Below are 15,992 nucleotides of genomic sequence, written 5' to 3'. Positions count from 1 at the left end.
GCATGAGTCTGTCACTGCGCTTCGCCGCCGGATCGCACAAGGGCATGATCCGGGAGGGCAACGAGGACTCCGGCTACGCCGGACCACGCCTTCTCGCCATCGCCGACGGCATGGGCGGACAAGCCGCCGGAGAGGTCGCCTCCTCCGAGGTGATCTCCACCCTCGTCCAGCTCGACGACGACGTCCCCGGCTCCGACATCCTCACCTCGCTCGGCACCGCGGTACAGCGCGCCAACGAGCAGCTCCGGGTCATGGTCGAGGAGGACCCCCAGCTCGAAGGCATGGGGACCACCCTCACCGCCCTGCTGTGGACCGGCCAGCGCCTCGGACTCGTCCATGTCGGCGACTCCCGCGCCTACCTGCTGCGCGACGGCCTCCTCACCCAGATCACCCAGGACCACACCTGGGTGCAGCGCCTCGTCGACGAGGGCCGAATCACCGAGGAAGAAGCCACCACCCACCCGCAGCGCGCGCTCCTCATGCGCGCCCTGGGCAGCGGCGACCACGTCGAACCCGATCTCTCCATCCGCGAGGTCCGGGCCGGCGACCGCTACCTGATCTGCTCCGACGGCCTCTCCGGCGTCGTCTCCCACCAGACGATGGAAGAAGCCCTCGCCAGCTACCAGGGCCCCCAGGAAACCGTCCAGGAACTCATCAACCTCGCCCTGCGCGGCGGCGGCCCCGACAACATCACCGTCATCATCGCCGACGTCCTCGACGTCGACGGCGGCGACACCCTCGCCGGCCACCTCAGCGACACCCCCGTCGTCGTCGGCGCGGTCGCCGAGAACCAGCTCCAGCTCGGCGTCGACGGCGCCATGCAGACCCCGGCCGGCCGCGCCGCCCGGCTCGGCCGCCCCGGCCAGCAGCGCCCCGGCACCGACGTCCCGCCCCCCGGCGGCGGCTTCGGACCGCCCGGCAGCGGCCCCGACACCGGCTACGCCCCCGAAGGCAGCTTCGGCGGGTACACCGACGAGGACTTCACCAAACCGCGCACCGGCCGCACATGGCTCAAGCGCTCCCTCTACTCCGCCCTCGCCCTCGCCGTCGCGGGCGGCGGTCTGTACGGCGGCTGGCGCTGGACCCAGAGCCAGTACTACGTCGGCGCCAACGAAGAGCACGTCGCCCTCTACCGCGGCATCAGCCAGGACCTGGCCTGGATAAAGCTCTCCAAGCTCGAGAAGGACCACCCCGAGATCGAACTCAAGTACCTGCCCGCCTACCAGCGCAAGCTGGTCGAGGGCACCATCTCGGAGTCCAGCCTCGGCAGCGCCCGCAGCAAGATCGACGAACTCGCCCTCCAGGCATCCGCCTGCAAGAAGGACGAAGAGCGCCGCAGGACCGAACGCGAGAACAACGCCAAGTCCGGCGAGGGCGAGGCAGGCGGCACCACCGGCACGCCCACGACGCAGACCACGACCACGAACGCGCCGACTCCCACACCGGGCCCCAGCCTCTCCGCGGAAGAGCAGAAGCTGGTCCCGCAGTGCGGCAAGCAGTAGGGCCGTAGGGGGCCATTCATCACCATGAGCGTTGTCACCAACACGACCACCATCGGCGCGATCGAAGCACCGAGCCGGCGCAACACCGAGGCGATGCTGCTCGCGTTCGCGGTGCTCATCCCGATCTTCGCCTACGCGAACGTGGGCCTCGCCATCAACGGCGAACTCCCCGCAGGCATGCTCGCCTACGGCCTCGGCTTCGCCCTGCTCGCGGGAATCGCCCACCTCGTGGTGCGCAAGTACGCCAAGTACGCCGACCCGCTGCTGCTCCCGCTGGCCACGCTGCTGAACGGGCTGGGCCTGGTGGCCATCTGGCGGCTGGATCAGTCCAAGCTGCTCCAGTCGATCCACCAGGCCGGGACCGCCGCGCCCCGCCAGCTGATGTACACCGCACTGGGCGTCGCGCTGTTCATCGCCGTACTGCTCTTCCTCAAGGACCACCGCGTCCTGCAGCGCTACACATACATCTCCATGATCAGCGCGCTGTTCCTGCTGCTGCTCCCCCTGGTCCCGGGCCTCGGCGCCAACATCTACGGCGCCAAGATCTGGATCTCGATCGCCGGGTTCTCCATCCAGCCGGGTGAGTTCGCGAAGATCGTGCTGGCGATTTTCTTCGCCGGCTATCTGATGGTGAAGCGCGACGCACTGGCCCTCGCCAGCCGCCGCTTCATGGGCCTGTACCTGCCGCGCGGCCGCGACCTCGGCCCGATTCTTGTCGTCTGGGCGATCTCGATCCTCATCCTCGTCTTCGAGACCGACCTCGGTACGTCGCTGCTGTTCTTCGGAATGTTCGTCATCATGCTGTACGTCGCCACGGAGCGGACCAGCTGGATCGTCTTCGGTCTGCTGATGTCCGCCGTCGGCGCCGTCGGTGTCGCCTCCTTCGAGCCACACGTCCAGCAGCGCGTCCAGGCCTGGCTGGACCCCGTGCGCGAGTACACACTGAGCAGGCAGGGCGTCGCCGGCCATTCCGAGCAGTCCTTGCAGGCTCTGATGGCCTTCGGCTCCGGTGGCACCCTCGGCACCGGCCTCGGTCAGGGCCACTCCGACCTCATCAGGTTCGCCGCCAACTCGGACTTCATCCTCGCCACCTTCGGTGAGGAGCTCGGCCTCGCCGGCATCATGGCGATCCTGCTCATCTACGCGCTGATCGTCGAACGCGGCATGCGCACCGCGCTCGCCGCCCGCGACCCCTTCGGCAAGCTGCTCGCCGTCGGCCTCTCGGGCGCCTTCGCCCTTCAGGTCTTCGTCGTCGCCGGCGGCGTCATGGGCCTCATCCCGCTGACCGGTATGACGATGCCGTTCATGGCGTACGGCGGTTCGTCCGTGATCGCCAACTGGGCACTGATCGGCATCCTGATCCGCATCAGCGACACCGCGCGCCGTCCCGCACCCGCCCCCGCATCACACCCCGACGCCGAGATGACCCAGGTGGTCCGACCGTGAACAAGCCCGTGCGCCGGATCGCGATCTTCTGCGGCCTTCTCGTCCTCACGCTGCTCATCCGTGACAACTGGCTTCAGTACGTCCGCGCAGACGAACTGAACTCACACAAGTACAACCGCCGCGTACTCATCGAGCGCTACAGCAACCCGCGCGGCAACATCATCGTCGAGGGCAAGCCCGTCACATCGTCGGTCGAGACCAAGAGCGGCGACTTCAAGTACAAGCGCACCTACATCGACGGCCCCATGTGGGCCCCCGTCACCGGCTTCGCCTCCCAGGCCTTCGGCGCCAGCCAGATCGAGAACATCGAGGACGGCATTCTCACCGGCAACGACGACCGGCTCTTCTTCGACCGCACGCTCGGCATGTTCACCGGCGAGAAGAAGCAGGGCGGCAACGTCGTCACCACCCTGAACGCCGCCGCCCAGAAGGCCGCCTACGAAGGACTCGGCGACAAGAAGGGTGCCGTTGCCGCCATCGACCCGCGGACCGGCGCCATCCTCGCCCTCGCCTCCACGCCGTCCTACGACCCCTCGGTCTTCGCCGGCAACTCCGACAACGACTCCGCCAATCGGCAGAAGCTCCTGAAGGACAAGAACGAGCCGATGAAGAACCGGACGCTGCGCGAGATCTACGCGCCCGGTTCCACCTTCAAGGTCGTCACCGCCGCCGCGGCCCTGGAGTACGGCAAGGTCACGGACATCAACGCCCCGACCGACACCCCCGAGCCGTACTTCCTGCCCAACACGCGCACCATCATGAAGAACCACGCCGGCGGCTGCGAGAACGCCAGCCTGAACGAGGCGATGAGGGTCTCCTGCAACTCCGTCTTCGCCAAGCTCGGCGATGATGTCGGTCGGGACGACATGGTGAAGATGGCCGAGAAGTTCGGCTTCAACAGCGAGATCTTCACCCCCGTCCGGGCGGACGCCAGCGTCTACGACAAGAAGATGGAGCGTTCCAGTAACGCGCTGTCCGCCATCGGCCAGTACAACACCGCGGCCACCCCGCTGCAGATGGCCATGGTCACCGCTGCGATCGCCAATGACGGCAAGCTCATGAAGCCGTACATGGTCGACCGGCTGACCGCTCCGAACCTCGACGTCATCGAGAAGACCAAGCCGGAGGAAATGAGCCGGCCCGTCTCCCAGAAGAACGCGCAGCTGATCCAGCAGATGATGGAGAACGTCGTCGAGAACGGCACCGGCGGCAATGCCAAGATTTCCGGCGCTCAGGTGGGCGGCAAGACGGGCACCGCGGAAACCGGCGAGAACAACACCGGAACTCCCTATGCCTGGTTCATCTCGTATGCCAAGAACGACAACGGCTCCCCGGTCGCGGTCGCCGTCGTCATCGAGGACAGCAAGGCAAGGACGGGCGAAGTCACCGGTGGCGGTCTCGCCGCACCCATCGCAAAGGACGTGATGAAGGCGGTTCTCGGCAAGCAGTGATGCCGGTCACGCCCCCGTCGTATCCGTACGTGTTGCGGTACCGGTCCTGTATCAGGTGACGGCCATGGGCGTATCAGGCAAGGCGTGCCCGGTAGCGTATGCGCGAACAGCACACCGCCGGACCACGCACGGGTTTGGTCGGGACAGACGGAGAGGGCTGGAATAGCTATGGAAGAGCCGCGTCGCCTCGGCGGCCGGTACGAGCTGGGCTCGGTGCTCGGCCGTGGTGGCATGGCCGAGGTCTACCTCGCCCATGACACCCGCCTCGGCCGTACCGTCGCCGTGAAGACGCTGCGGGCCGACCTCGCCCGCGACCCGTCCTTCCAGGCCCGGTTCCGCCGCGAGGCCCAGTCCGCCGCCTCGCTCAACCACCCGGCCATCGTCGCTGTCTACGACACCGGCGAGGACTATGTCGACAACGTCTCCATCCCGTACATCGTGATGGAGTACGTCGACGGCTCCACCCTGCGTGAACTTCTTCACTCCGGCCGCAAACTGCTGCCCGAGCGCACGCTGGAGATGACCATCGGCATCCTCCAGGCGCTCGAGTACTCGCACCGCAACGGCATCGTCCACCGCGACATCAAGCCGGCCAACGTCATGCTGACGCGCACCGGCCAGGTCAAGGTCATGGACTTCGGCATCGCCCGCGCCATGGGCGACTCCGGCATGACCATGACCCAGACCGCCGCCGTCATCGGCACAGCCCAGTACCTCTCCCCGGAGCAGGCCAAGGGCGAGACCGTCGACGCCCGCTCCGACCTCTACTCCACCGGCTGCCTGCTCTACGAGCTGCTCACCGTCCGGCCGCCGTTCATCGGTGACTCCCCGGTCGCGGTCGCCTACCAGCACGTACGGGAGGAGCCGCAGCCGCCGAGCAACTTCGACCCCGAGATCACGCCCGACATGGACGCGATCGTCCTCAAGGCGCTCGTCAAGGACCCGGACTACCGCTACCAGTCCGCCGACGAGATGCGCGCCGACATCGAGGCCTGCCTCGAAGGCCGGCCCGTCGCGGCCACCCAGGCCCTGGGCGCGGTCGGCTACGGCGGCGGCTACCTGCCCGAGGAGCAGCCCACCACCGCCCTGCGCACCGCCGACCAGGCGCCCGTCGGCCAGACCTCGATGATGCCGCCGATCGGCGGTGACAACGGGGGCTACGGCTACGAGGACCGCCCCGGCCGCCGCCGCCAGCAGCAGAAGAAGTCCAACGCCTCGACGATCCTGCTGGCCGCCGCCGGCGTCCTGGTCCTCGTCGGCGCGATCCTCATCGGCAAGGCCGTCTTCGCCGGAGGCGGCGGCGACACGGACAGGGTGACCGTGCCCCGGCTGGTCGGCGAAACGCTCGACGAAGCCGACGACCTGGCGAGGAACGCGGAAGTGGTACTCGCGGTCGGCAAGAAGGAGCCCTGCGAGGACCAGCCCAAGGACAGCATCTGCACCCAGGACCGCGCGCCGGGCGGCAAGATGCAGAAGGGCGAGACCATCACGGTCACGGTCTCCACGGGCGCGCCCAAGGTCCAGGTTCCGGATGTCACGGAGAAGACCAAGGACAACGCCGAGCGGATCCTCAAGGAACGCGACTTCGCTGTGAAGTTCACGTACACCGAGTCCGACCAGGAGCCGGGCCGGGTCCTCAGCCAGAACCCCGAGGGCAACGCCGAGGCGGAGAAGGGCTCCGAGGTCACGCTGGAGATCTCCAAGAGCAGCGGGATCGCACTTCCGCTCATCACGCCGGGCGTGCCTTACCAGAACGCCGAGAAGCAGCTCAAGGACGTGGGCTTCACGAACATCCAGCGCCAGGAGGTGGACTCCCCCCAGCCTGCGGGCACCGTGGTCAGCCAGAGCCCGCAGCCCGGCAAGTACCCCAAGGACACCCAGATCACCCTCCAGGTCTCCAAGGGGCAGCAGCAGCCACAGCTGGTGGCGATGCCCGATGTGACGCAGCGGCCCATCAAGCAGGCCAAGCGGGAGCTGGAGCAACAGGGCTTCAAGAACATCCAGATCCAGGGCCCCGACGAGAAGGCCATCGTGACCCAGCAGAGCGTCCCCCCGGGAACCCAGGTGGACCCCAACACCCAACCGGTCGTCCTGGTCGCCCAGGGAGCGGACGGCACCAATGTCTTCGGCGGCATGTTCGGCCAAGGCTGAGGCCCGCCCCGACGAAGCACATGAGCCCCGGCACCCGAAAGGGTGCCGGGGCTCTTCGTTGTCCACAGGCCTGTGCGACAGACCTTCTTCAAGGAGGGCTGTCGCCCACGAACCCAAGGCTGAGGTCCTCCAAGACCTCAATCGCACACCGCACATCCACCCATAATTCGAGCGTGTCTTCATATGTCATGACTCGTTGGACCGAATGGGGTGGAGTATCGAGCTCCGCCCCGGGAGGGAGCAGGTACGTGATCAACGAGGTGGCTCTGCTGGAATCCAGGTCCCTGCGCGCAAGCGTCGCGGACCGGACGGACGTACTTGCTCGCGTCAAGGCACTGTCGCTGCTGCCAGACGGCATGCACGTGACGACGGCAATGGTCGCGGTGTACTTCGAGGTCAGTGAGTACGTCATCCGGAAGCTGACGCAGCGCCACCGTGACGAGCTGACTCAGAACGGCATGCGCACGCTACACGGCAAAGAACTTGAAAGTTTTAAGAGGGACATCATGTCCCTCTATCCGTCACCTCATCCACAGCCGCGCGCGGCCTCACGCTGTACTCCCGGCGCGCCGTCCTAAACGTCGCCATGCTGCTCCGAGACAGCGAAGTCGCACGTCAGGTGCGTACCTACCTGCTCGACATGGAGTACATGATCCGGACCCAGCCTGTGGATAACTATGTCCACAGGCACGCCGAGGACGAGTCACTCGACGCTCGCATCACCCGGCTCAGCGAGGCGAGCTTCACCCGGCTCATGGGCAAGACCATCGTCCCCATTCTCAACACCCTCATCGAATCGTCGAGCGAACAGCGGCGCGAGCTGATCTCCCTGCGCAAGGACGTGCAGCGGATCGAGCGGAAACTCGTCCAGCACGACGTACGGCTGCGGCGCCTGGAGCGCGCCCAGGAACAGCGCGGGCTCGCCGGGGTCATGGCATCCGTCGACGCCATGAACTGGCGGGAGTTCGAGCAGCACATCGCAGGCCTGCTCCGCCGGGACGGCTGCACCGACATCGAGGTCCACGGCGGGAACGGGGACCTTGGAGCGGACATCGTCGGGTACACCCCCGACGGACGTCGCATGGTCGTCCAGTGCAAGAACTTCGCGCCGTTCCGCTCGGTCTGCAGCGGGGAGATGCAGAAGTTCATCGGGGCGAAGACGCTCCACAAGGCCGAGGTGGCCCTCTACGTGGCGACCTGCCAGTTCACGCGCGATGCGCTCGATGTCGCGGTGCAGGGCGGCGTCACGGCAGTGCATCGCGGCCTGCTGGAGTCGTGGAGCGCCGGAGCCAGACTGCAGGTGCTGCGCTAGTACCCGGGAACACTGAAGGGCCCGAAGTCGCAAGATGAGGTTGCGGCTTCGGGCCCGGCTCATGGTCAGAACCTCACAGTGAGGTTCTGATGGGAAAGTTATCCACAGACACGGTTAAGCGTGACAGCCCGTCACGCTACCGCAGCTCCGCCGGCGGCGTGCGGTCCTTGTCCACCTTCTCCGTGCGCTCCAGCTCGCCCCACACGATGTACCGGTAGTTCGACGTGTACATCGGGGTGCACGTCGTCAGCGTGATGTAGCGGCCGGGCTTCGTCCTGCCCGACTCCTCGGGGACCGGCAGCAGCACGTTCACGTTGTACTTCGAGGTTTCGGGGAGCTTCGCGAAAACCTTGTAGACGTACCAGGTGTCCTTCGTCTCGAAGACGATCGAGTCGCCGTTCGTCAGCTTGTGGATGTTGTGGAACTTCGCCCCGTGCCCGTCCCGGTGCGCGGCCAGTGTGAAGTTGCCCTGCTTGTCCCAGGGGAGGGCGGACTCGAGCGGCTCGGTGTAGTAGCCGGCGACGCCGTCGTTGAGGATCCCGCTGCTCGTGCCGCGCTTCACCAGCGTCTCGTCGCCGCCCATGGCCGGCACGTGCAGGAAGCCGATGCCGTCCTTGGTGTCGAGAGCACCCGGGGCGCCAGGGGCTCCGCTCGCCCAGCCGTTGCGTACGTCGTCGCCCTGCGCGGACGCCTCGCGGTCGGCGAGGACGTTCGTCCACCACAGGGAGTAGACGACGAACAAGCCGAGCACCAGGCCCGCTGTGATAAGGAGTTCGCCGAAGACGCTGATGACGCCGGCAATACGACGGCGGCGCGCACGTGACACTGCACCTGTTCCCTTCTCGGCCGATCAGCCCACGAGCGCGTCCGGTTTGCCTTTGCTGCGCGGTCGTTCGTCGACCATCTTGCCCCACACGATCAGCCGGTACGTACTGGTGAACTCCGGGGTGCAAGTGGTCAGCGTGATGTACCGGCCGGGTCCGGTGAAGCCGGAGCCCTCCGGTACGGGCTGGATGACACGGACGTTCGACGGCGGAGTCTGCGGCAGGACGCTGGTCATCTCGTACGTGTAGAAGGCGTCCTGAGTCTCCACGACGATCGGGTCGCCGGGCTGCAGGCGGTTGATGTACCGGAACGGCTCGCCGTGCGTGTTGCGGTGGCCGGCCACCGCGAAGTTGCCCTGCTTGTCGGCGGGCATCGCCGTCTTCAGGGGGCCCTCGCCGTAGTGCCCGACCATGCCGCGGTCCAGGACCTTGTGCTTGTCGATGCCCTCGGCGATGGGGACCTCGACGTCGAGCTTCGGGATGTACATGATGGCGAAGCCCTCACCGGGTTCGAAGGCGCCGACCCGACGGCCCTTCTCCCAGGCGTCCTGGATCTGGTTCGCCGCGCCGTTGGCCTGCTGGTGGGCCCGTATGTTCGTCCACCACATCTGGTAGGTGACGAACAGCAGCATGACCACGCCGAGCGTGATGAACAGCTCTCCGACGACCCGGCTGGCGACGACCGCCGCTCTCTCCTTGCGGGCCCTGGCCGCCCGCCGGGCCTCGACCCGGGAGAGCGGCCGGGAGGGCGCGGGAGGCGCGCCGGCGGGCCGGTGAGCGCCCCGTCGGCCGCCTCGGCCCTTGGCGGCCCGGCGCCGCTCCGCACGGCCTCCTGTGGACGGCTGGAGGGGCGGCTGAGGGGCCGGCCGGGGATCCGGCCCCGACGTGACCCGGAGGGCCACGGTCTCGTCGTCCGCAGGGACGTACAACGGCGGTTCAGTCGCACCCCGGGCCGCCGTCATGTTGTCCGCGCGGAACCACGGCGAGCCGTGTCCCCCGGGTGTGGTCACGCCGCGGCCTTGCCCACCACCGGCGCGAGCCCCGCCGAACGTCCGACGGCACCCGCGTCACCGCACTGCACCAGCCAGTTGGCGAGCATCCGGTGGCCGTGTTCGGTGAGCACCGACTCCGGGTGGAACTGCACTCCCTCGACGGGCAGTTCACGATGGCGCAGGCCCATCACGATGCCGTCCTCGGTCCACGCCGTGACCTCCAGCTCCGCGGGCAGCGTGTCCGGCTCGGCGGCCAGCGAGTGGTACCGGGTGGCGGTGAACGGCGACGGCAGCCCGGCGAAGACGCCCGTGCCGTTGTGCGTGACCGGCGAGGTCTTGCCGTGCAGCAGCTCGGGGGCCCGGCCCACCACACCGCCGTACGCGACCATCATCGACTGCATGCCCAGGCAGACACCGAAGACGGGCACCCCGGTTGCGGCGCAGTGGCGCACCATCTCGATGCACACCCCGGCCTGCTCGGGCGCGCCCGGTCCGGGGCTGAGCAGCACCCCGTCGAAGCCGTCCTGCGCGTGCGCGGTGGACACCTCGTCGTTCCTGACGACCTCGCACTCCGCGCCGAGCTGGTAGAGGTACTGGACGAGGTTGAAGACGAAGCTGTCGTAGTTGTCGACCACCAGAATGCGCGCGCTCACCGTACGGACCCCATGCTCTCATCGACCGTCACATCGCTGAACGGAAGCAGCGGCTCCGCCCACGGGAAGACGTACTGAAAGAGGACATAGACGGTCCCAAGGATCAGCAGGAGTGAAATGAACGCTTTCACCCATGTGTTCCCCGGCAGATGCCGCCAGATCCAGCCGTACATGCCGTCCGCGTTCCTTCCGATCGGTACGGAACCAGATTAGAGGGCCGACGGGGTGCGTGGGTCAGCTGTGGACAGCTCGTGGTCTGCCGTCCGCCGCAGGGCGGGTGGCTTCGAGACGCGCCCAGACGACCAGCCGGTGGCTGCTGCCCCACTCCGGGTCGCAGGTGGTCAGTGTCAGATAGCGGCCGGGCCCCCGGAAAGGGGTGGCGTCCGGTTCCATGGGGCGGGGCACGGAATCGATCACCCCGATGTCGCTGGGGACGGTCCGGTACGGGCGGCTGTGGACGCGGTACGTGAACCAGGTCGTGCCGTCCGTCAACAGTACCGCGTCGCCGGGCCGCAGCCTCGGGAAGTCCTTGAAGGGGTCGCCGTACGTACGCCGGTGCCCGGCCACCGCGAAGTTGCCCGTACCACCCAGCTCGGCCGTCCCCGCGTAGTGGCCGAGGCCCTTCTTCAGGGTGGCGACCTCGGCGCCCTCCAGTACGGGCCAGTCCCAGTCCTTGCCGAAGCGCGGGATGTACATGACGGCGAAGGGCTTGCCGTGCCGGTACGCCGGCGGCGCGGGGGGCGCCGTCGGCTTCCGCCCGGGCCCGGGGCCCGGTGTCTGTGTCCATTGCCGCTGGAGCCGGCCGATCTGGGCGTCCGAGGCTCCGTCCGCCTCGATCCCGGTCCAGAACAGCACGTAGGCCACGAACAGCACGACGATCGCGCCGACGGTGATGCACAGTTCACTGAGGGTCCTGACGACCAGGCGCACAGGCGCACCCCCGTTCCCCCCGGGCGCTACTCCGCGGGCTCGGCGTAATGGAGATTCACTGTGCCCGAGTAGCCGGGCAGAGTCACCGTCTCGCGCTCGTCGACCTTCCAGCCGAGCCCGTATGCCTTGACGTACAGCTGGTAGTTCTGGATCGCCGGGGAGTCGGCAAGGGCCTTCCGCAGCTTGTCGGTGTCGCCGACCGCGGTGACCTTGTACGGCGGGGAGTAGACGCGGCCCTGGAGGATCAGGGTGTTGCCGACGCAGCGGACCGCGCTGGTGGAGATGAGCCGCTGGTCCATGACCTGGACGCCCTGGGCGCCGCCCTGCCACAGGGCGTTCACGACGGCCTGGAGGTCCTGCTGGTGGATGACCAGGTCGTTGGCCTGCGGCTCGGGGTAGCCGGGTGCGGCGGTCGCGTTGGGCGGGGCGTCGGCGAGGGAGACGGTGAGGGCCCGGCCGGTGAGCTCGCGGGTGCCCGCGGCCTGCGCGAGGGTCTCCAGCTTCTCGTCCTCGGCCTTGGTGCTGCCGTCGTCCCGGCGGACGAGGTCGTCTACGTCGCCGCGCACGGCGGCGGTCTCCGCGTCCAGCTCCGCGTTCCTGTGGCTGCGCTGCCGGATGAGATCGGAGAGCTTCAGCAGCGAGGCGTCGGTGCGGATGTTGGTGCCCTTGGCCGTGTTGAAGCTGGTGACGAAGATCAGACCGGCGAGCGCGAAGACGGCAGCGGTGAGCAGCCGTACCGGTCGCAGGGAATTCCTCAACGTACCCTTATCTCCTTAAGACCCGCGGAACCACTACGCTAACTGACGCCTGGGGAAAGGCAGCGTTCCCCGTATCCGTCCCGGCGAAAGCCAAGGTTCCCTGCGCGGCCACGCAGCGCATCGACAGGAGAGTTCCTCGTGCCGAAGTCACGTATCCGCAAGAAGGCCGACTACACGCCTCCGCCGACCAGGCAGGCGACCGCCATCAAGCTGTCCAGTCGCAGCTGGGTGGCCCCGGTGATGCTCGCGCTGTTCCTGATCGGGCTGGCCTGGATCGTGGTCTTCTATGTGACCGAGGGTGCGCTGCCCATCCAGTCCCTCACGAACTGGAACATCGTGATCGGCTTCGGCTTCATCGCTGCCGGCTTCGGCGTCTCCACCCAGTGGAAGTAGCCGACCAGGCCGCACCCTCCCGAGTTATCCACAACTCTGTCCACACCACTGTGGGAAAAGTTCAGACGATCTGTGGATAACTCCGTGGATGTTGACGCCGGTGTGACTGTCACGGCGTTGCTCCCGAAGTGGCTCGCCCCTTGTCCCTGCTGGGAAAACCCATGTCAGTGACAAGGGGCACACTTGTTTCCCACTCGATGCACAGGATCCGGTACCGACTGTGGAGTCCGCTGTGGACAACTGAGCCCCGGTCGCTCAGATGAGCGCCGCAGTCCTCGCCGCCACGGTGCCGACGATGGCCAGCAGCACCAGCGCGCAGGTGCCGAACTGCACCGCCGTCCGGCGCTCGCGGGGCGCGTGCACCATCCCGTAGGCGATCACCGTGCCCGCGATCAGGCCGCCGACATGGGCCTGCCAGGCGATTCCGCTCCAGGTGAAGGTGAAGAGCAGGTTCAGCGCGAGGAGCGCGATGACCGGCCTCATGTCGTAGTTGAGCCGGCGCATCAGGACCGCGGTGGCGCCCAGCAGCCCGAAGATCGCACCGGAGGCACCGAGAGAGCCCTCGTTGGGGGCGGCGAGCAGATAGCTGAGGGCGCCCCCGGCCAGCCCGGAGAGCAGATAGAGCGTCAGATAGCGGGCGCGGCCGAGCGCTGCCTCCAGCGGGGCCCCGAGCCACCACAGGCCGAGCATGTTGAAGGCGAAGTGCCAGGGCGCCTCGTGCAGGAACATCGAGGTCAGCAGCCGGTAGTACCCGCCGTCCGCGACGCCGTAGCCCCACAGCACCAGCTCGTCGACCACCTGCTTGCCGCCTGCGAGCGCGGCGATGAAGAAGACCGTGTTGACGGCCAGCAGGATCTTGGTGACCAGGTGCGGATCGCGCGCGACCGTGCCGCCCGCGATGGTGCGCGGCCGGGCCGCGGCGGGGCTGTGGCCGTTCCCCGGTCCCCCGCGTACGCATTCGGGGCACTGGAATCCGACCGAGGCGCTGACCATGCACTCGGTGCAGATCGGGCGCTCGCAGCGGGTACAGCGGATGCCGGTTTCCCTGTCCGGGTGCCGGTAGCAGCCCTGGTCCATCGGTCCCCTCGTCCTTGTAGGGGGTGGGCACGCGACGCCGCCCCGCCCGTCCGTATGGGGAACGTAACCCATACGTACCCCATACGGACGGGCGGGGCGGATTGGTTCCCCTGGGGGAACGGCCCAGCGTCTCAGCGGGTCTCGACGACGACCGACTCGATGACGACGTCCTCGACCGGGCGGTCGGTGCGCGGGTTGGTCGGCGTGGCCGCGATGGCGTCCACGACCTTCTTGCTGGCCTCGTTGGAGACCTCGCCGAAGATCGTGTGCTTGCGGGTCAGCCAGGCGGTGGGCGCCACGGTGATGAAGAACTGCGAGCCGTTGGTGCCCGGGCCGGCGTTGGCCATGGCGAGCAGGTACGGCTTGTCGAAGGCGAGGTCGGGGTGGAACTCGTCGGCGAACGTGTAGCCGGGGCCGCCGGTGCCGTCGCCCAGCGGGTCGCCGCCCTGGATCATGAAGCCGCTGATGACCCGGTGGAAGACCGTGCCGTCGTAGAGCCTGCCGTTGGACTTCCGGCCGGTGGCCGGGTGGGTCCACTCGCGCTCGCCCTGAGCGAGCTCCACGAAGTTCTTGACCGTCTTGGGGGCGTGGTCCGGCAGCAGCCGGATCTCGATGTCGCCTTGGTTCGTCTTCAGGGTGGCGTAAAGCTGCTCGGCCACGTTGTGCCTTCCTTAGGTCGTCACTGACTGTTCCGATCCTCGCACGGACAGCTCCCGAAGGGAGAAATGCGGCCGAGTCGTCACCGGAGCAGCGCACGCGCGGGCGAACCGTGGCATTGTCGTGCACAGGTTCCCCTTGCACCGCAATGCCCCATGTCACCTTGCCCGACCGAAATCGATCGAAGTGGCCGGAGTGATGCAAGTGACCCGGATGCGCGCCCCGCATGCCGTCGGGGCGATTCGCGGGCATGATTCGGAAATGGGTGGAAAGGCGACTCACCGACCGCCATCGAGGAGGAGGATCCCGTGACCCGCATGGACAGCATGCGCGCCGCGACCGGCACCGCGAAGGAGAGCGTGCTGCACGCCGCGGAAGTGGTGGCGCCCTACGCCGACACGGCCAGGGACCAGGCTGCGCACTATGCCCACGAGGCCCGCGTACGGCTCGCACCGAAGGTGTCGAAGGCCGCGCGACAGGCCCGCTGCCAGGCCCGCGTCCAGTACGACGCGCGCATTGCCCCGCATGTGCCGCCCAAGGTCGACAAGGCCGCGCACCAGGCTGCCGGCGCTGCCCGCAAGGCAGCGCGGCAGGCGACCGACTACACCGTGCCGCGCATGGAGCACGCGGTGGCCGTGACTCAGCCGATGGCCGGGGCGGCCATGGCCCGCAGCGCGGCCGCCGTGGCAGCCCTGCGCGGACAGATCACCGTGGAAGAGATCGCCAAGCTGGCCCGCAGGAACGAGCGCCGGGCCAGGGCGCGCCGGGCGGCCAAGGGAGTGGTGCTGATCAGCCTGCTGGCGGGTGCCGCGTACGCGGCCTGGCGGTGGTGGGACAAGCAGGCCAACCCGGACTGGCTGGTCGAGCCACCGGCCGCCACGGAGATCAGCAGCGTGGACCGGGCCGTGCTCGACCCCGAGGTGCAGGCCAAGCAGGCCAAGTCCGAGGCGGCGGAGGACGAGGATCAGCCCTGAGCGGCCGATCATCCGTACAGCATGCGAAGGGCGCCGGGAGATCTGGAATCTCCCGGCGCCCTCGGGGTGTCTGTGGAGCCTAGGGGAGTCGAACCCCTGACATCTGCCATGCAAAGACAGCGCTCTACCAACTGAGCTAAGGCCCCGAAAAAGGGGACGTAGCCGAAAGGCTCATCACCTCGGCCACCGCCGCAGACCAGAGTACCGGGTAACCCCCCGGATCCCGCAAAAGGATTGGGACTCCCGGTCGGCGACCACTCTCCGTAAGATGCTCGACAGCTTCGCACCAGCGAAGCGACAGCGATGGGGAGGCGCACATGGATACAGCGCAGCAGGAAGCGACCGCGAGAGCCAGAGAGCTTCAGCGCAGTTGGTACGGGGAGTCTCTGGGGGCGCTCTTCCGTCGGCTCATCGACGATCTCGGGCTGAACCAGGCGCGGCTCGCGGCGGTGCTGGGCCTGTCCGCACCCATGCTGTCGCAGCTGATGAGCGGCCAGCGCGCCAAGATCGGCAACCCGGCCGTGGTGCAGCGTGTCCAGGCCCTCCAGGAGCTCGCCGTGCAGGTCGCCGACGGCAGCGTCAGTGCCGGGGAGGCGACCGACCGCATGGACGAGATCAAGAAGTCCCAGGGCGGCTCGGTCCTCACCGCCTCCGGCCCGACGACGGCCGGTTCGGGCGGGCCGACCGTGCGCCGGGTGGTCCGCGAGATCCAGTCGCTGCTGCGCTCGGTGGCGGCGGCCGGAGACATCATCGACGCGGCGGACTCGCTCGCCGCGACCCATCCGGAGCTGGCAGAGTTCCTCCGGGTGTACGGGGCGGGGCGCACCGCGGAGGCGGTCGCCCACTACGAGTCGCACCAGAACTGAGCCGAC

16 protein-coding genes, 1 tRNA gene and 1 pseudogene are annotated in these 15,992 nt (G+C 68.0%); 9 read left to right on the top strand and 9 right to left on the bottom strand.

Translation table 11 applies throughout. The features are described 5' to 3' along the window. The first annotated feature begins 2 nt into the window (after window positions 1-2). From ABD858_RS16570 to ABD858_RS16545, 6 genes are all read left to right on the top strand, one after another. Window positions 3-1,502 (top strand): Stp1/IreP family PP2C-type Ser/Thr phosphatase, encoded by a 1,500-nt coding sequence (locus ABD858_RS16570; RefSeq protein WP_345038154.1) that lies wholly within the window; start codon window positions 3-5, stop codon window positions 1,500-1,502. Between the two features lie 24 nt (window positions 1,503-1,526). Further along, window positions 1,527-2,948 (top strand): FtsW/RodA/SpoVE family cell cycle protein, encoded by a 1,422-nt coding sequence (locus ABD858_RS16565; RefSeq protein WP_345038152.1) that lies wholly within the window; start codon window positions 1,527-1,529, stop codon window positions 2,946-2,948. Beyond that, on the top strand, window positions 2,945-4,399 hold the full coding sequence (locus ABD858_RS16560; RefSeq protein ID WP_345038150.1) for a peptidoglycan D,D-transpeptidase FtsI family protein: 1,455 nt from the start codon (window positions 2,945-2,947) through the stop codon (window positions 4,397-4,399). Before ABD858_RS16565 ends, ABD858_RS16560 begins: the two co-directional genes overlap by 4 nt. A 168-nt stretch (window positions 4,400-4,567) precedes the next feature. Then, entirely contained in the window at window positions 4,568-6,550 is a 1,983-nt protein-coding gene (gene pknB, locus ABD858_RS16555) for a Stk1 family PASTA domain-containing Ser/Thr kinase (RefSeq protein WP_345038148.1), read from the top strand. 248 nt (window positions 6,551-6,798) lie between these two features. After that, a complete protein-coding gene (locus ABD858_RS16550) occupies window positions 6,799-7,128 on the top strand; it encodes a hypothetical protein (protein ID WP_345038146.1) in 330 nt (109 codons plus the stop codon). A gap of 8 nt (window positions 7,129-7,136) precedes the next feature. Then, entirely contained in the window at window positions 7,137-7,862 is a 726-nt protein-coding gene (locus ABD858_RS16545; protein ID WP_345038144.1) for a restriction endonuclease, read from the top strand. A 136-nt stretch (window positions 7,863-7,998) separates the two neighbouring features. Here the strand turns inward: ABD858_RS16545 and ABD858_RS16540 are convergent, their stop codons facing one another. The 6 genes and pseudogenes from ABD858_RS16540 to ABD858_RS16515 form a co-directional block, all read right to left on the bottom strand. Beyond that, window positions 7,999-8,688, bottom strand: a complete 690-nt coding sequence (locus tag ABD858_RS16540; RefSeq protein ID WP_345038142.1) for a class E sortase — start codon at window positions 8,686-8,688, stop codon at window positions 7,999-8,001. Window positions 8,689-8,712: 24 nt separating this feature from the next. After that, window positions 8,713-9,528 (bottom strand): annotated as a pseudogene (locus ABD858_RS16535) (class E sortase); the annotation flags it as partial. A 164-nt stretch (window positions 9,529-9,692) separates the two neighbouring features. Further along, window positions 9,693-10,331, bottom strand: a complete 639-nt coding sequence (locus ABD858_RS16530; protein ID WP_345038140.1) for an aminodeoxychorismate/anthranilate synthase component II — start codon at window positions 10,329-10,331, stop codon at window positions 9,693-9,695. After that, window positions 10,328-10,504, bottom strand: a complete 177-nt coding sequence (locus tag ABD858_RS16525; RefSeq protein WP_345038138.1) for a hypothetical protein — start codon at window positions 10,502-10,504, stop codon at window positions 10,328-10,330. Before ABD858_RS16525 ends, ABD858_RS16530 begins: the two co-directional genes overlap by 4 nt. A gap of 61 nt (window positions 10,505-10,565) precedes the next feature. Continuing rightward, window positions 10,566-11,261 (bottom strand): class E sortase, encoded by a 696-nt coding sequence (locus ABD858_RS16520; RefSeq protein ID WP_345038136.1) that lies wholly within the window; start codon window positions 11,259-11,261, stop codon window positions 10,566-10,568. Between the two features lie 26 nt (window positions 11,262-11,287). Further along, window positions 11,288-12,019 (bottom strand): DUF881 domain-containing protein, encoded by a 732-nt coding sequence (locus ABD858_RS16515; RefSeq protein WP_345038132.1) that lies wholly within the window; start codon window positions 12,017-12,019, stop codon window positions 11,288-11,290. A gap of 138 nt (window positions 12,020-12,157) precedes the next feature. On the opposite strand from ABD858_RS16515, the gene crgA reads away from it, so the two are divergent. Further along, window positions 12,158-12,412 carry a cell division protein CrgA gene (crgA, locus tag ABD858_RS16510; RefSeq protein ID WP_345038130.1) on the top strand — a complete coding sequence of 85 codons (255 nt, stop codon included), beginning with the start codon at window positions 12,158-12,160 and terminating at the stop codon, window positions 12,410-12,412. 255 nt (window positions 12,413-12,667) lie between these two features. On the opposite strand, the gene ABD858_RS16505 is transcribed toward crgA, so the two are convergent. After that, window positions 12,668-13,489 (bottom strand): rhomboid family intramembrane serine protease, encoded by an 822-nt coding sequence (locus ABD858_RS16505; RefSeq protein WP_345038128.1) that lies wholly within the window; start codon window positions 13,487-13,489, stop codon window positions 12,668-12,670. 131 nt (window positions 13,490-13,620) lie between these two features. After that, window positions 13,621-14,148, bottom strand: a complete 528-nt coding sequence (locus ABD858_RS16500) for a peptidylprolyl isomerase (RefSeq protein ID WP_345038126.1) — start codon at window positions 14,146-14,148, stop codon at window positions 13,621-13,623. Window positions 14,149-14,463: 315 nt separating this feature from the next. Here ABD858_RS16500 and ABD858_RS16495 point away from each other — a divergent pair, with 315 nt between their 5' ends. Next, window positions 14,464-15,120: a DUF5324 family protein gene (locus ABD858_RS16495; protein WP_425586330.1), complete on the top strand. Its 657-nt coding sequence runs from the start codon at window positions 14,464-14,466 to the stop codon at window positions 15,118-15,120. A gap of 73 nt (window positions 15,121-15,193) precedes the next feature. Here the strand turns inward: ABD858_RS16495 and ABD858_RS16490 are convergent. Beyond that, window positions 15,194-15,266, bottom strand: a tRNA-Ala gene (locus ABD858_RS16490). A gap of 171 nt (window positions 15,267-15,437) precedes the next feature. Between ABD858_RS16490 and ABD858_RS16485 the strand changes: the two genes are divergently transcribed. Continuing rightward, window positions 15,438-15,986, top strand: coding sequence for a helix-turn-helix domain-containing protein (locus ABD858_RS16485; RefSeq protein ID WP_345038122.1), 549 nt, complete (start codon window positions 15,438-15,440; stop codon window positions 15,984-15,986). Window positions 15,987-15,992: the final 6 nt, after the last annotated feature.

Source organism: Streptomyces sannanensis, from assembly GCF_039536205.1.
Taxonomy (GTDB): Bacteria; Actinomycetota; Actinomycetes; order Streptomycetales; family Streptomycetaceae; genus Streptomyces; species Streptomyces sannanensis.
The sequence above is the reverse complement of the archived record's forward strand: the minus strand, read 5'-3'. Positions and strand labels throughout refer to the sequence as shown.

Coding starts and splice junctions, on each gene's coding strand:
- pknB (WP_345038148.1), top strand. CDS start 4,568: ATGGAAGAGCCGCGTCGCCTCGGCGGCCGGTACGAGCTGGGCTCGGTG.
- ABD858_RS16505 (WP_345038128.1), bottom strand. CDS start 13,489: ATGGACCAGGGCTGCTACCGGCACCCGGACAGGGAAACCGGCATCCGC.
- ABD858_RS16485 (WP_345038122.1), top strand. CDS start 15,438: ATGGATACAGCGCAGCAGGAAGCGACCGCGAGAGCCAGAGAGCTTCAG.
- ABD858_RS16565 (WP_345038152.1), top strand. CDS start 1,527: ATGAGCGTTGTCACCAACACGACCACCATCGGCGCGATCGAAGCACCG.
- ABD858_RS16545 (WP_345038144.1), top strand. CDS start 7,137: ATGCTGCTCCGAGACAGCGAAGTCGCACGTCAGGTGCGTACCTACCTG.
- ABD858_RS16525 (WP_345038138.1), bottom strand. CDS start 10,504: ATGTACGGCTGGATCTGGCGGCATCTGCCGGGGAACACATGGGTGAAA.
- ABD858_RS16570 (WP_345038154.1), top strand. CDS start 3: ATGAGTCTGTCACTGCGCTTCGCCGCCGGATCGCACAAGGGCATGATC.
- ABD858_RS16495 (WP_425586330.1), top strand. CDS start 14,464: ATGGACAGCATGCGCGCCGCGACCGGCACCGCGAAGGAGAGCGTGCTG.